The following is a 14,895-nucleotide window of genomic DNA, read 5'->3' on the forward strand; positions in this document are numbered from 1 at the left end:
CTATGGACAAACAAAGTATTTTTTTTACGGTTTTAGTTGCTGTAATTGCAACTGTTTTAATGCAAATGGCAATTCAATTTCTAGCAAAAAAACAAAAAATACAACCTAATAGCAATGAGCAAGGTCTTCCACTCTCACTTACAATATGGAATATATCGTTACTAATTCCATTTTTTCTTTATTTAAAAACTGCAATACTAATTTTAGAAAATACAATTGAGATTTTAATAAGTCCCAAATGTCCTGAAAATGCATTTTTGGGAGTAATACAACGAATTGCAATTTATATTGGCTTTACTTTTCTATTTACTTTTTTAGCATATTATCTAATTGGAATTATTCTAAAAATAAACTTAGGAAAAAGAATCGATAGTATAGAAATAGACAACAACAATTATGGCTATTTTTTAATAAAAGGAGTTTTGATGATATTCATATCCTTTGTATTACTAGATACTTTTGAACACCTATTAAATTGGTTTGCCCCAATTATTGAAACACCTTTTTATCATTAATTTAATTATTAAGTATATTAATTGAAGTTATCTCTAAAAGTAATTTAAAGCATACAAAAGTTCAAAAATGAAGCCTTATTTATTCCTATTTTCTATCCTGTTCCTTTTCCTCTCCTGCCAACAACCGCCCAAAATCCCAACAAAACCACAAAGTTTTCATAAAGAAAAAATCACACCTGATGATATCGAAACCATCACACCACAGGAAGCCAAAACCTTTCATCAAGACAAAAAACACGACTACGAATACCGAACAGGAAATTCGGGGCATTACGAATACAACTATGATGTAATAGGCAAGGATCAAGACAGCAACAAAGTCTCTGGAAAAATAAATATTGAAGGCAAATACGGAGCAGGAAAAATTGACGACAATCAAGGCAATCCACACAACATAGAAGTAGAATGGTATGGAAAAGGCAAACTAAAAGCCGTAGATGAAAATGGAAAAGCCTATGAGTTAGAAGTGAAATAACATTTAACTATTGAAAATATCGAATATCGCAATATGCGATATTTTTTTATAAAACATTGTAAAATAAAACAATATACCGTAATATTGCATATCGCAATACGCAATATTACAAATTATGATAGCATCAAAATACAATATGAAACCTCAAGATATTTTGGTTTTATTAAAAATAATAGCATTGGATAACAAAGAATGGCAACAACTAACTTTGGCTCAAGAACTAAATATGAGTCAATCCGAGATAAGTCAATCTTTGCAACGTTCCAAATATGCACAATTAGTTGATTTTTCGGGAAAAAAAGTGAATAAAGTAGCCTTTTATGAATTTTTAATACACGGTCTGAGTTATGTTTTTCCGCAAAGACCTGCAGCAGTAGTTCGAGGCATTGCAACGGCACATTCAGCCGCACCAATAAACGAAATGATACAAGCAACAGAAGCGTATGTCTGGCCTTATGCCAAAGGAAACACAAGAGGTCAGGCTGTTATTCCGCTTTATAGTTCCGCTATTGAAGCCAGTTTAAAAGACGCTGCTCTACACGAACTTTTGGCAATGACAGATGTACTGCGAGTTGGAAGCACAAGAGAAAAAGAAATCGCAAGGGTAGAATTAAAAAAGAGAATCTTAAATGAATAATTTTATTGACATTCAATCACTGGTAAATGTAGCAGTAGGCTTGAAGGAATTAAGACAAAAAGTAGTCTTTGTTGGTGGCGCAGTAATCAATCTTTACAACGACGACCTAGCTTCGGAAGAAATAAGACCTACTGAAGATATTGATATGACTTTAAAATTAGAAACCTATTTTGAATGGACAACTATTCAAGAACGCCTTTCGGAACTTGAATTCTTTCCCGATCCTTTCGGACACGCTATTTGTAGCTATCGATTTAAAGGAATTCCAATAGACATTATGCCTGCTGAAGAAAGTGCCATTGGAGATTCAAATAGCTGGTATGCACCAGGATTTAAAGATTTAAAAACCGTTATAATTGGAAATAATATAAGTATTCAAATTTTGAGTGCGCCTTATTTTCTGGCAACAAAGTTTGAAGCATTTAAAAATAGAGGCTTTAACGATTATAGAAGCAGTCATGATTTTGAAGACATCATATTCGTATTAGACAACAGAACATCCATAGTGGATGAAATTTTGCAAGCTGATGAAGAAGTGAAAAATTATTTAAAAAAGGAATTTCTCTTCTTAAAAAATCACAAAAATGCAGATGAAATTCTATCCATGCACATTCACCCATTAATCGTCAAAGAACGGTTCACACTACTAATGGAAAAGATAAATTTGATAATTGAATAATGACCAAACCCCTCCTATTTCTACTCTTATTCCTAACCGCTCCAACCTTCGCCCAAGTCAAACTCCTTTCTTGGAACATTGAAAATTTAGGAAAGTCCAAATCCGATTCTGAAATTGGTTTTATCGCTAATACTTTGAAAGACTATGATATTATTGTCATTCAAGAAGTCGTAGCCGGCGATGGTGGCGTACAAACCGTAGCAAAACTCGCCGACGAACTCAACCGAAAAGGCAACAAATGGGATTATGCCATCAGCAATCCAACAAGTAGTAGTGCCTATAAAACCGAACGTTATGCTTTCCTTTGGAAAACGAGTAAAGTAAAGAAAATAGGCAATGCTTGGCTCGAAAAAAAATACCATTTAGAAATTGATAGAGAACCTTTTTATAGCACTTTCGAGTATGCAAACAAAACATTCACAGTCGCCAATTTTCATGCAATAACCAAGAGTAAACAACCCGAAACGGAGATTAAATTTTTTAAATTTTTACCCGCAGCATATCCCAATTTGAATTTGATTTTTGTGGGCGATTTCAACTGTCCGCAATCGCACACGGTTTTCAATCCCTTGCGAAAAATGGGTTACACTTCTGTATTGGTCAATCAAAAAACATCCTTAAAAAAAGGATGCGTCGCTGGAAACTGTCTGGCATCAGAGTTTGATAATATCTTTTATAAAACTACAAAAATTAAAGTCTTGAATACTGGAGTTATCCATTTCTACACGAACTTCAATACTTTAGAACAAGCTCGAAAAATATCCGATCATATCCCAATTTGGATAGAATTTTCGTTGAACTAATTTTTTAAAATTTGGAATTTGAAATTTGGAATTTGCTTTTTAAAATTGACTAGGTTTTCTGTTTTTTCTTTCTCGCAGCTGGAAACAATACATTATTTAAAATCAATCGATAACCTGGGGAATTGGGATGCAAATCCAAAACAGTTGCAGGATCTCCCACACGATGCTGGTAATCTTCGGGATCGTGACCGCTAAAAAAAGTAAACATTCCTTTGCCTTTCTCACCGTGAATGTAACGCGCTTCGCCATTGAGTTCACAAGTTCCCATCACCAACACATTCGATTTGATGAGAGTCGCATCAAAAGAAGTGGTTTGTCCCATAAAACCTTTGATTAATTGGGTTTGATTTTGACACAACATACTCGGAATTGGATCCCATTTGGCTGAAAATTCCATTAAGGTAAAATAATCTTTTTCCATCGGAATTCTCCTTTTTTCGGTCATATCAATATCCGAAAACTCATAATGCTCTGGCTTTCTATCTAAAGTAAAATCCTTGAAAGCAAAAGAATTAGCATAATTTATTTTTGCTTGATAATTGGGCTCACTTGCATCACCATCAAACATTGATTCACAAATATCTACGCCATCGGCTGCTAAAGCAATATCAAAACTATCTGTAGCAGAACACATAGCAAACATAAATCCGCCACCAATAACGAAATCTCTAATTTTTTTGGCTACAGCCAATTTCTCTTCTGATACTTTTTTGTAGCCTAGCTTAGTTGCCAAAACTTCGGCATCTCGTTTTTGTTCGATGTACCAAGGCGAATTTCTATTGGAACCAAAAAACTTACCATATTGTCCTGTAAAATCTTCGTGATGCAAATGCAACCAATCATATAGCAGCAATTGATCACTTAAAACTTCTTCGTCATAAATGGGTGTAAACGGAATTTCGGCATAAGTCAAAACTAAAGTCACAGCATCGTCCCAAGGTTGTTTTCCTTTGGGAGTATAAACTGCTACTTTTGGGGCTTTTTCAAGTACAACTGCTTCCATATTTTGAGAAGGACTGGCAATTTCTTCTAAAATTTGGTTGGTTTCTGCATCGCTTAATATTTCAAAACTCACGTCTCGGATTTGGCATTCTTTTCTAATTTCTGGTGCATCGGCCAATAAAAAAGAACCGCCACGATAGTTGAGCAACCAGCTGGCTTTGTATTTCTTATCGATACACCAATAGGTAATTCCGTAGGCTTTCAGATGATTTTTTTGCGTATTTTCATCCATTGGCAACAAAATAAACGAAGCTTTTACCGAAAAGGAAATCAGGATTAAAAAAATAAGGAATACTTTTTTTGAAAACATTTGTAGATTTTTTATGCAGTACCAATTAGTTTACTTTCCCAAATATACTAGTTTTATTGGAGGAAAAAGGATAAAAAACACAGTATTAGTTTTAAAAAAGTAACCACGAATTACACTAATTATCACGAATTTTTTAGAATTTAAAATAAATTACACGAATTGTATCCCTAATCAGAATTCGTGTAATTTAAAACTAATCGAAATTTGTGTTTATTTGTGTAATTTGTGGCTAAAAACTAAAACGGCATATCATCGTCATCGTCGTCATTCAAATTGCTACCAAAGGCTTCATTTGGTGATGGAAGATTTTTAGTTTGGAATGGATTTTCTTCGTGATTCATACTCGAAGGCAAATCATCATAACTTCCGTTGTAATCGTCAAGATTGTCAAATTTACCAAGGTGTCCGATAAATTTCAAACGAACGTTTTCAATTCCACCATTACGGTGTTTGGCAATCATAATTTCGGCTTGACCTGCTGTTGGCGAGGCTTCATCATCATCCCACTCGTCAATTTTGTAATATTCTGGACGGTATAAAAACGAAACAATATCGGCATCTTGCTCAATCGCTCCCGATTCACGAAGATCAGAAAGCAATGGTCTTTTGCTAGATCCACGAGTTTCAACCGCACGCGATAGCTGTGAAAGTGCAATTACGGGAACGTTTAATTCCTTTGCCAAGGCTTTTAAATTTCGAGAGATTGTGGAGATTTCCTGCTCGCGATTTCCTCCTCCTTTACCATTTCCTCCAGCGGTCATCAATTGCAAATAATCCACAATGATGATTTTGATACCGTGTTGCGAAACCAAACGTCTCGCTTTGGCACGCAAATCAAAAATAGAAAGCGAGGGTGTATCATCAATAAACAAAGGCGCTTTTTCCAAGTTTTTCACTTTGGTACTCAACATCGTCCATTCGTGAGGTTCTAATTTACCAGTACGTAATTTCTCTGAAGACAAACCCGTTTCAGATGAAATCAACCTAGTAATCAACTGCACCGATGCCATCTCCAAAGAAAATAAAGCTACTGGATGTCCAAAATCGATAGCCATATTTCGTGCCATTGAAAGTACAAATGCAGTTTTTCCCATCGCAGGACGAGCCGCAATGATAATTAAATCACTCGGTTGCCAACCCGAAGTTAGTTTATCCAAATTAGTAAAACCAGTTTCAACACCACTTAATCCTTCTTGTTTACTAATTTCTTCAATTCTTTTTTTGGCTTGTAAAACCAAGCTTTGAGCTGTTTCTGAACTTCGCTTGATGTTTCCTTGGGTTACTTCATACAGTTTCGATTCAGCTTTGTCCAACAAGTCAAAAACATCCGTGGTTTCGTCATACGAATCTTCGATAATTTCAGTTGAAATTCGAATCAAACTGCGTTGAATGAATTTCTGCAAAATAATTCTGGAGTGAAATTCAATATGTGCCGAAGATGAAATTTTCTGCGTTAGTTGAATTAAGTAAAAATCACCACCAGCAAGGTCTAATTTTCCGTTCTTTTTGAGTTGAGCAGAAACGGTTAATAAATCAATAGGTTGTGTATCAGTAAAGAGCTGAACGATAGCTTCAAAAATATGTTTATGGGCTTCTTTGTAAAAAGCATCCGCTTGTAAAATATCAATTACATCATCTACACCTTTCTTATCAATCATCATCGCACCAAGCACAGCCTCTTCTAATTCTAAAACTTGAGGTTGCAACTTTCCTTTTTCAAGGTTGATAATGTTGGTCTTATCGTATTTAATTGGGTTTATATTCTTCACATTTTCCATAGAGCGAAAGTAACTAAAAATTAAAAAACTTTACTATTGACTTATTACAAATAATTGTTCATAAGCAATCGTTTTTTGTTCATAACCCAAAAAAAATCCGAAGCGATAAGGCTTCGGATTAATTTGTATAAAGTAAGATTTTACTCTTTGTATTCCCCCATTTGAAGGTATTTCTCCATTCTTTGGGCGATTAAATCGTCTGTTGATAAGTCTTTAAGCTCATTGTATCCTTTCATGATATATTGCTCTACTGTCTTAAAAGCAGTTTCTCTATCGTAGTGGGCTCCACCTAGCGGTTCTGGAATAATATCATCGACTAATTTTTGCTTTTTCATGTCGGAAGAAGTCAATTTCAAGGCTTCGGCAGCTTGCTCTTTATAATCCCAGCTTTTCCATAAAATAGAAGAACAAGACTCTGGAGAAATAACAGAATACCACGTATTTTCCATCATATATACTTTGTCACCTACACCAATTCCTAATGCACCACCTGAAGCGCCTTCGCCAATAACCACCACAATAATTGGCACTTTCAAACGTACCATTTCGATGATGTTTCTAGCAATAGCTTCTCCTTGTCCACGTTCTTCGGCTTCGATACCTGGAAAAGCTCCGGGAGTATCTACTAATGAAAGAACAGGAATTCCAAATTTTTCTGCCATTTTCATCAATCGCAAAGCTTTTCTATACCCTTCTGGATTGGGCATTCCGAAATTTCTATATTGACGAGTTTTGGTATTGTATCCTTTTTGTTGACCAATAATCATAAACGATTGTCCGTCAATTTTACCTAAACCGCCAATCATCGCTTTGTCGTCTTTAAAACCTCTATCGCCGTGAAGCTCTAGGAAAGTATCGCCACAAAGTGCTTTAATATGGTCTAAAGTGTAAGGTCTATTAGGGTGTCTTGACAATTGTACGCGTTGCCAAGCGGTAAGATTTTTATAAATATGCCTTTTGGTTTCTTCCAGTTTTTTGTTGATTTGTTTACAAGTATTGGTAACATCAACATCTGATTCTTGACCAATAACAAGACATTTGTCTAACTGATCTTCTAATTCTTTTATTGGAAGCTCAAAATCTAAATATTCCATAGGATGTGTCCTTTTTTTTTGGTTTGATTCGAACTGCAAATATAAATTTATTTATTCAAACATAAATTATTTACATTAAAAACATAAATCTATTTTACAGAAAGAAGCTTAAATTAATTATTCTTTATTCGATAAATAGTGTTTCACAACGCCGTTAAGAATAACAGTTATGACAATTAATAAGGCTCCAATATAAAACTCAAAGCTCATTTTTTCTTTTCCGCCAAGGATTAAATACGCCAAAATAATTCCGTAAACAGGCTCTAAACTCGTAGTTAGCATCACTGTATAAGGCGAAAGTTTTTGCATCACTTTGACCGAAGCTGTAAAAGCATAAGCGGTGCAAATGGATGATAAAATCAGTAGTAAAATCCAATCATTAACCGACAGAACAAAGAAATCAGCTGTGAATTTATTTTCGAATATAAAATAGATTGAAATAAAAACCACTCCAGCCAAGAATTCATAAAAAGTGATAACCGCCGAATCGTGTTTTTCGATTAATTTTCCATTCATTAGGGTGAATAAAACACCCATTATTATAGAAGCCAAGGCATACAACATTCCTTCCAAATAATTCATTTCGACTTGCAAAATAACGCCCAATCCAGCAATGATAACCAATCCGAAGAATACTTCATACCAAAGTACTTTTCGGCCATAAAACAAAGGTTCGAGTAGCGATGCTAAAAAAGCACCCAACGAAAAAACCGCTAAAGTGATGGAAACATTAGAAATATGAATGGCTTCGAAAAAAGTAATCCAATGTAAAGCTATCAAAAGTCCCACAAAAATTAATTTGAATAATTCTTTAGGAGGAACGGAAAATGACTTCTTTTTTGAAAGTATAAAAAGCAATAAAAATCCACTTGCTAGAAGCATTCGATACCAAACCAAAGCATCAGCAGCTATCGAAATCAAAGCTCCTAATACGGCTGTAAATCCCCAAATAAATACAATTAAATGAAGATTCAAATAACTTCCTAATTTATCTTTTTGCATTTCGTAGTAAAAAAATGGCTAAAATTCCGAACACAATATTCGAAAACCAAACCGCTAACAATGGCGAAAAAGTAGATTTTTCGGCTAGAGTTCCAAATATTTTATCAAAAAATACAAAGGAAAAAGCAATTCCAATTCCAATCGCTAGACTCACTCCCATTCCTCCTCTGCGCTTCATGGCTGAAACAGAAACGGCAATAATAGTCAAGATAAATGCCGAAACGGGAATACTGTATTTTTTGTACAAAACCACCTTGTAGATATTAACATTAGAAGAACCTCTACTTTTTTCTTTTTCGATAAACCGATTCAATTTACCTAAAGTTAAGGTCTCGGCAATATAAATCACGGGGGTTAAATCTTCTAAATCAAAACTAAATTTAGCCTCCTTGCTATCGGCTTTTTCGATTTTGTCTTCTAATGTTCCGACCGTTCTTTTGACATAATCATACATTGTATAATTCTTGGTTTTCGGATTCCATTGAATTCTACTAGCCGAAATTTTATACTCTAATTTATCTTTTTTAAACTTCTCATAACTAAAATTATAAGCCGTTTTGGTTTCGGGATTAAAGCTATTGACATAGATAAATTCGTTTTTACTGATTTGGCGAAAAACATCTGTGTTTTTTCCTCTCATGGCTTCTTTTCCGTCACTTCGAAGATAGGTGTATCGAAAATTATTAAAGCCTTCGTTTGCCTTTGGAACAATAAAAAAACCCATCAATAACACAACAATAGAAACAATAGTAGCTCCAATTATAAAAGGTCTCAAAAATCGTGAAAACGAAATTCCCGAACTCAAAATCGCAATAATTTCCGTATTATTGGCCAGTTTTGAAGTAAACCAAATCACCGACAGAAACAAAAATATCGGAAACAATAAATTCATGAAATAAATCGTGAAATTATAATAGTAAACCAATATTTCCGAGAGTGGAATTTTGTTGGCAATCATTTTATTTATCTTCTCCGAAACATCAATGATAATTCCAATAGGTGCAAACAAAAGTAACATTACCCCAAAAGTGGATAAGTATTTTTTAAGGATGTATTTGTCTATTATTGTTAACATTTTTTTTTATTTAAAGGTTTAAGATGGTTTAAGAGTTTAAATTGGTTTAAGAGTTTCAAGAGAACTTTAAACTTTTAAACCAATTTAAACTTTTAAACTTCTTTTACAATCTTTGGCTCATATTGCGCACCATCATGTCTTTCCAGGTTCTAAAATCTCCTGCTATGATATGTTTTCTAGCTTCGCGAACCAGCCACATATAAAATCCAAGATTGTGTATCGTAGCGATTTGTTTTCCGAGGTATTCATTGGCAGCAAACAAGTGACGCAAATAGGCTTTGGAATATTCTGTATCTACAAAAGTATGACCCATTTCATCAATTACAGAAAAATCGGCTTCCCATTTTTTGTTTTTGATATTAATCGTTCCGTTAGCCGTGAACAGCATTCCGTTTCTAGCATTTCGGGTTGGCATCACACAATCGAACATATCAATTCCCAAAGCAATATTTTCCAAAATATTGATTGGAGTTCCTACGCCCATTAAATAACGAGGCTTGTCTTCCGGAAGGATTTCACAAACCACTTCGGTCATGGCATACATTTCTTCGGCTGGTTCACCTACTGAAAGTCCGCCTATGGCATTTCCCTGCTGACCTGAATTGGCAATATATTCAGCAGATTGACGACGTAAATCTTTATAAGTACTTCCTTGAACAATTGGAAAAAAAGTTTGCTCATAACCATATTTATATGGCAGTTTATCCAAATGATTGATACATCTGTCCAACCAACGGTGCGTCATGTGCATCGAACGCTGTGCGTAACGGTAATCGCAAGGATACGGTGTACATTCGTCAAAAGCCATAATGATGTCTGCACCAATGGTACGCTGGATTTCCATCACATTTTCAGGAGTAAAAAAATGATAGGAACCGTCAATATGCGATTTGAATTTTACACCTTCTTCCTTAATTTTTCTATTAGAAGAAAGTGAATATACCTGATATCCACCCGAATCGGTCAGAATATTTCTGTCCCAATTCATGAATTTATGCAAACCACCTGCTTTTTCTAGAATTTCGGTTTGCGGACGCAGGTATAAATGATAGGTATTCCCGAGGATAATATCGGGGTTTATCTCTTCTTTCAATTCCCGTTGGTGCACTCCTTTTACCGAAGCAACCGTTCCCACAGGCATAAAAATTGGAGTTTCAATAACACCGTGATCAGTAGTGATACTTCCTGCTCTGGCTTTGGTATGTGGATCTTTTTGTAATAAATCAAATTTCATAAGGACTTTTTTCAGTGCGCAAAGATAAGGTAATTGTGAATTGTGAATTATGAATTGTGAATTTATTTAACAGCTAATATTATGGAAATAAATTATACAAGTTGTCACTAATCTATTTTCTTTTGTTAAACAATTAATTCGATTTAAAAGCTAAAAAAAAGACCAAAATGAGGTTTCCCGTAAAAATACAAAATTGATTATCAATAATTTAGACCTCAATAAAAACAACAATTCTCTAATTATGATAAAAAAATCCATTTTAATAGAAAACAAAACATCCATTACGACCAAAAATTTACAATTGGTTATCCAATCCGAAATTCGAGAAAGCTCAGTGCCCATTGAAGATATTGGTTTTTTAGTTTTAGATCATCCCGAAATTTACTTGAGTTTACCCGCCATGAATTTATTAGTAGAAAACAATACTGCTGTGATTATTTGTTCTAAAAATCATTTGCCTAACGGAATGTTTCTGAACCTCAACAGCCATCATATTCAGCAAGAAGTTTTTAGAAACCAAATTGAAGCTTCTGTTCCACTAAAAAAACAATTGTGGCAACAAACTATTGTGGAGAAAATAACCAATCAAGGGATTCTTTTGACAAAAATTACTCAAAATAAAAACAGCTTCGAATTCTTGGCAAGCAAAGTCTTGAGTGGAGATACGACAAACATGGAAGGAGTCGCTGCAAGCCAATATTGGAAATCCTTTTTTGATACTTATGACATCAATTTCAGACGAGAACGTTTTGGCGATTATCCCAATAATTTTCTCAATTATGGTTATGCGATTCTTCGGGCAGCAACCGCTAGAGCTTTGTCTGGAAGCGGATTATTGAACACGCTAGGCATTCATCACAAGAGCAAATACAACGCTTTTGCACTAGCCGATGATATTATGGAACCGTTCCGACCATTGGTTGACGAAAAAGTTTTCGAAATTATGCAAAACTATGAGGAACAGGAATTGAACACTAAAATCAAAGCCGAACTCTTGCAAGTATTAACTCGAACCGTTTATTTCAAGGATGAAAAAAGTCCGTTGATGGTCGCACTACAAAAAACGGCTAGTTCCTTGCAACAGTGTTTTATGGGAAGTAGAAAAAAAATTAAATATCCAAAATTATGGAACTTAACGCCTACCGAATAATGTGGTTGTTTGTATTTTTTGATTTGCCAACAGAAACCAAAAAGGATCGACGCAATGCTTCGCAATTCCGTGGCAGTTTGTTAAAAGATGGTTTCTCGATGATGCAATTTTCGGTTTATATTCGTCATTGTGCTAGTGGCGAAAGTGCCGATGTGCACGAAAAACGGATAAACAAACTCGTTCCGCCTTTGGGTAAAGTCAGTGTTTTACGAATTACCGACAAACAATTTGGGATGATTATTAATTATTTGGGCAAAGCCAAACAAGAAGCGGTAGATGCACCCACGCAATTGGAATTATTCTAGAAATAAAAAAATGCTCCAATCTAGCCTATCACGTGCTAAAAAGGAGCATTTTATTTTACGATATTTCTCTTTATTCTGTTGATTACTAGAAGGTAACAAGCCAACTAATATCGTGTTTTCTAATCTTTAATCAAACCACAACAGGTTCACGTCATATTTGTTTCCCTGTGAAAATATCGTGTTTTCTAATCTTTAATCAAACCACAACCCGCTTCTTTGAATATGATTTCTTCGTCGTAATATCGTGTTTTCTAATCTTTAATCAAACCACAACAATGTCCATTAATTCTTTTTGCATCTTAAAAATATCGTGTTTTCTAATCTTTAATCAAACCACAACCTTCTGCTCCTATAAACTTTTCTACGTCTCAATATCGTGTTTTCTAATCTTTAATCAAACCACAACTAACTCATATCCTTTTATTTCTTTATTTTTAATATCGTGTTTTCTAATCTTTAATCAAACCACAACAATGTCCATTAATTCTTTTTGCATCTTAAAATATCGTGTTTTCTAATCTTTAATCAAACCACAACTAATATTTAGATAACTAAATATACTTGATGAATATCGTGTTTTCTAATCTTTAATCAAACCACAACTAGTCTTTACCATAATAAAACCGATTTGCTAATATCGTGTTTTCTAATCTTTAATCAAACCACAACGTTACGCTTTCAGCATCAGGAACTCCGTTAAATATCGTGTTTTCTAATCTTTAATCAAACCACAACATATCTTGCTGTTATCTGCGTACAAATATAAATATCGTGTTTTCTAATCTTTAATCAAACCACAACCTCTTCCGACTCCTCTTATGTTTAGATGTGAATATCGTGTTTTCTAATCTTTAATCAAACCACAACCGGTATTGTCTATGCTTATTTGTACCCAAAAATATCGTGTTTTCTAATCTTTAATCAAACCACAACCTTGATACAGTCTTATAGGACAGACAAATAAATATCGTGTTTTCTAATCTTTAATCAAACCACAACCATTTTCTACATTCATATTTTTCAGTGCTGAATATCGTGTTTTCTAATCTTTAATCAAACCACAACTAACAGTACTGATGGTTCCGCATCTAGTACAATATCGTGTTTTCTAATCTTTAATCAAACCACAACAAATTGACGTCAAATTTGTTCCCTTGTGAAAATATCGTGTTTTCTAATCTTTAATCAAACCACAACAACTCACACCAAATGAATGATGTGAGTGTTAATATCGTGTTTTCTAATCTTTAATCAAACCACAACTAACCTTCGTGTGTGTATACTGTTTTCATAATATCGTGTTTTCTAATCTTTAATCAAACCACAACTGACAGTATTTAGTTATATAATTTACTGTCAATATCGTGTTTTCTAATCTTTAATCAAACCACAACAAACAAAAGCAAGCCAAAAAAAAATACAAAATATCGTGTTTTCTAATCTTTAATCAAACCACAACGGAGATATTAAGAATCCGTCAGGAATCAACAATATCGTGTTTTCTAATCTTTAATCAAACCACAACTACTCCCACATAAAACAGATCATATCACCAAATATCGTGTTTTCTAATCTTTAATCAAACCACAACAAAATACTCATTATGAAATATCTTTAAGAGAATATCGTGTTTTCTAATCTTTAATCAAACCACAACATGGATGATTATTCCGATTTGGTTTGCGACAATATCGTGTTTTCTAATCTTTAATCAAACCACAACATAATAATAACTCCACCGTTAGGACAAAAAAATATCGTGTTTTCTAATCTTTAATCAAACCACAACAATGCCAATCCTTCTTGGTTGCTTAACTTTAATATCGTGTTTTCTAATCTTTAATCAAACCACAACGTTTGTCATTCTGCCCCTACCCGCTAATGTAATATCGTGTTTTCTAATCTTTAATCAAACCACAACAATATCCATTAGTTCTTTTTGCATTTTGAAAATATCGTGTTTTCTAATCTTTAATCAAACCACAACATTAGTATTTCGTTCCCTTTACTTGTGTCAATATCGTGTTTTCTAATCTTTAATCAAACCACAACAAAAGAAATAGATATAGTATATAATAATAAAATATCGTGTTTTCTAATCTTTAATCAAACCACAACTGCGACGGTGATAGCGTCGTTAGCGATTTGAATATCGTGTTTTCTAATCTTTAATCAAACCACAACGCTTCTGAAAGCGCTTTGTTTGCGTTAGCAATATCGTGTTTTCTAATCTTTAATCAAACCACAACATGTATATTTTCCCACCTTTGTTTTTGTTTAATATCGTGTTTTCTAATCTTTAATCAAACCACAACTCTGTCAACTCCTCTTAAGTTTTCTGCTTCAATATCGTGTTTTCTAATCTTTAATCAAACCACAACAGAGAAGTAGATTCAAAAGCAGTTGAAGCAAATATCGTGTTTTCTAATCTTTAATCAAACCACAACTTAATATAATACCCAGCTATTACTATTATTAATATCGTGTTTTCTAATCTTTAATCAAACCACAACTTGATGGTTTTGATGATGTGAAATCTTTTGAATATCGTGTTTTCTAATCTTTAATCAAACCACAACAACTTCCATAAACTTCCTGCATCGATGGTGAATATCGTGTTTTCTAATCTTTAATCAAACCACAACCTGATAACGGCAAGTCGTTAAACTCGTCGGAATATCGTGTTTTCTAATCTTTAATCAAACCACAACAAAGCCTTTAGCCGCTCCCTCGATGTTGTAAATATCGTGTTTTCTAATCTTTAATCAAACCACAACAGCGCAGTACTGCTTATACGCTTCCCACTTAATATCGTGTTTTCTAATCTTTAATCAAA

The 14,895-nt window shown here is 33.9% G+C and carries 13 protein-coding genes and 1 CRISPR repeat array (1 of these 14 running past the window's edge); of the genes, 7 read left to right on the forward strand and 6 right to left on the reverse strand.

Translation table 11 applies throughout. The features are described 5' to 3' along the window. The first annotated feature begins 2 nt into the window (after positions 1 to 2). From OZP15_RS11225 to OZP15_RS11245, 5 genes are all read left to right on the forward strand, one after another. Positions 3 to 515, forward strand: coding sequence for a hypothetical protein (locus tag OZP15_RS11225; RefSeq protein ID WP_281336131.1), 513 nt, complete (start codon positions 3 to 5; stop codon positions 513 to 515). Between the two features lie 67 nt (positions 516 to 582). Beyond that, the gene (locus OZP15_RS11230; protein WP_269225531.1) at positions 583 to 990 is read left to right on the forward strand and encodes a hypothetical protein; all 408 of its coding nucleotides are present in this window, start codon (positions 583 to 585) and stop codon (positions 988 to 990) included. A 115-nt stretch (positions 991 to 1,105) separates the two neighbouring features. Then, positions 1,106 to 1,627: a hypothetical protein gene (locus OZP15_RS11235; protein WP_281336132.1), complete on the forward strand. Its 522-nt coding sequence runs from the start codon at positions 1,106 to 1,108 to the stop codon at positions 1,625 to 1,627. Continuing rightward, positions 1,620 to 2,306, forward strand: a complete 687-nt coding sequence (locus OZP15_RS11240) for a nucleotidyl transferase AbiEii/AbiGii toxin family protein (protein WP_269225534.1) — start codon at positions 1,620 to 1,622, stop codon at positions 2,304 to 2,306. Before OZP15_RS11235 ends, OZP15_RS11240 begins: the two co-directional genes overlap by 8 nt. Then, a complete protein-coding gene (locus OZP15_RS11245) occupies positions 2,306 to 3,109 on the forward strand; it encodes an endonuclease/exonuclease/phosphatase family protein (RefSeq protein WP_281336133.1) in 804 nt (267 codons plus the stop codon). Before OZP15_RS11240 ends, OZP15_RS11245 begins: the two co-directional genes overlap by 1 nt. 49 nt (positions 3,110 to 3,158) lie before the next feature. Here OZP15_RS11245 and OZP15_RS11250 read toward each other — a convergent pair whose 3' ends face one another. The 6 genes from OZP15_RS11250 to tgt form a co-directional block, all read right to left on the reverse strand. Next, a complete protein-coding gene (locus tag OZP15_RS11250; protein ID WP_281336134.1) occupies positions 3,159 to 4,421 on the reverse strand; it encodes an asparagine synthetase B in 1,263 nt (420 codons plus the stop codon). Positions 4,422 to 4,657: 236 nt separating this feature from the next. Continuing rightward, positions 4,658 to 6,199, reverse strand: a complete 1,542-nt coding sequence (gene dnaB, locus OZP15_RS11255) for a replicative DNA helicase (protein ID WP_269225535.1) — start codon at positions 6,197 to 6,199, stop codon at positions 4,658 to 4,660. Between the two features lie 140 nt (positions 6,200 to 6,339). After that, complete coding sequence (locus OZP15_RS11260) at positions 6,340 to 7,293, reverse strand: acetyl-CoA carboxylase carboxyltransferase subunit alpha (RefSeq protein WP_269225536.1); 954 nt, start codon at positions 7,291 to 7,293, stop codon at positions 6,340 to 6,342. Between the two features lie 117 nt (positions 7,294 to 7,410). Next, the gene (locus tag OZP15_RS11265) at positions 7,411 to 8,295 is read right to left on the reverse strand and encodes a DMT family transporter (protein WP_269225537.1); all 885 of its coding nucleotides are present in this window, start codon (positions 8,293 to 8,295) and stop codon (positions 7,411 to 7,413) included. Next, complete coding sequence (locus tag OZP15_RS11270) at positions 8,282 to 9,370, reverse strand: LptF/LptG family permease (RefSeq protein ID WP_281336135.1); 1,089 nt, start codon at positions 9,368 to 9,370, stop codon at positions 8,282 to 8,284. Before OZP15_RS11270 ends, OZP15_RS11265 begins: the two co-directional genes overlap by 14 nt. Positions 9,371 to 9,473: 103 nt before the next feature. Beyond that, positions 9,474 to 10,604, reverse strand: a complete 1,131-nt coding sequence (gene tgt / locus OZP15_RS11275; protein ID WP_281336136.1) for a tRNA guanosine(34) transglycosylase Tgt — start codon at positions 10,602 to 10,604, stop codon at positions 9,474 to 9,476. 241 nt (positions 10,605 to 10,845) lie between these two features. On the opposite strand from tgt, the gene cas1 reads away from it, so the two are divergent. Then, the gene (gene cas1, locus OZP15_RS11280) at positions 10,846 to 11,754 is read left to right on the forward strand and encodes a type II CRISPR-associated endonuclease Cas1 (RefSeq protein WP_281336137.1); all 909 of its coding nucleotides are present in this window, start codon (positions 10,846 to 10,848) and stop codon (positions 11,752 to 11,754) included. Next, the gene (gene cas2 / locus OZP15_RS11285; protein ID WP_281336138.1) at positions 11,730 to 12,059 is read left to right on the forward strand and encodes a CRISPR-associated endonuclease Cas2; all 330 of its coding nucleotides are present in this window, start codon (positions 11,730 to 11,732) and stop codon (positions 12,057 to 12,059) included. The genes cas1 and cas2 overlap by 25 nt, the downstream gene beginning before the upstream one ends. A gap of 106 nt (positions 12,060 to 12,165) precedes the next feature. Next, a CRISPR array of direct repeats spans positions 12,166 to 14,895; the repeat unit is 36 nt; unit sequence AATATCGTGTTTTCTAATCTTTAATCAAACCACAAC; it runs 732 nt beyond the window's last position.

The sequence above is a fragment of the Flavobacterium eburneipallidum genome (assembly GCF_027111355.2).
GTDB lineage: Bacteria > Bacteroidota > Bacteroidia > Flavobacteriales > Flavobacteriaceae > Flavobacterium > Flavobacterium eburneipallidum.

Bases quoted from the DNA above. Each gene is read 5' to 3' on its own strand.
- OZP15_RS11260 (WP_269225536.1), bottom strand. From the start codon at position 7,293: ATGGAATATTTAGATTTTGAGCTTCCAATAAAAGAATTAGAAGATCAG.
- cas2 (WP_281336138.1), top strand. From the start codon at position 11,730: ATGGAACTTAACGCCTACCGAATAATGTGGTTGTTTGTATTTTTTGAT.
- tgt (WP_281336136.1), bottom strand. From the start codon at position 10,604: ATGAAATTTGATTTATTACAAAAAGATCCACATACCAAAGCCAGAGCA.
- OZP15_RS11235 (WP_281336132.1), top strand. From the start codon at position 1,106: ATGATAGCATCAAAATACAATATGAAACCTCAAGATATTTTGGTTTTA.
- OZP15_RS11230 (WP_269225531.1), top strand. From the start codon at position 583: ATGAAGCCTTATTTATTCCTATTTTCTATCCTGTTCCTTTTCCTCTCC.
- OZP15_RS11225 (WP_281336131.1), top strand. From the start codon at position 3: ATGGACAAACAAAGTATTTTTTTTACGGTTTTAGTTGCTGTAATTGCA.
- OZP15_RS11245 (WP_281336133.1), top strand. From the start codon at position 2,306: ATGACCAAACCCCTCCTATTTCTACTCTTATTCCTAACCGCTCCAACC.
- OZP15_RS11240 (WP_269225534.1), top strand. From the start codon at position 1,620: ATGAATAATTTTATTGACATTCAATCACTGGTAAATGTAGCAGTAGGC.
- OZP15_RS11250 (WP_281336134.1), bottom strand. From the start codon at position 4,421: ATGTTTTCAAAAAAAGTATTCCTTATTTTTTTAATCCTGATTTCCTTT.
- OZP15_RS11270 (WP_281336135.1), bottom strand. From the start codon at position 9,370: ATGTTAACAATAATAGACAAATACATCCTTAAAAAATACTTATCCACT.
- dnaB (WP_269225535.1), bottom strand. From the start codon at position 6,199: ATGGAAAATGTGAAGAATATAAACCCAATTAAATACGATAAGACCAAC.
- cas1 (WP_281336137.1), top strand. From the start codon at position 10,846: ATGATAAAAAAATCCATTTTAATAGAAAACAAAACATCCATTACGACC.
- OZP15_RS11265 (WP_269225537.1), bottom strand. From the start codon at position 8,295: ATGCAAAAAGATAAATTAGGAAGTTATTTGAATCTTCATTTAATTGTA.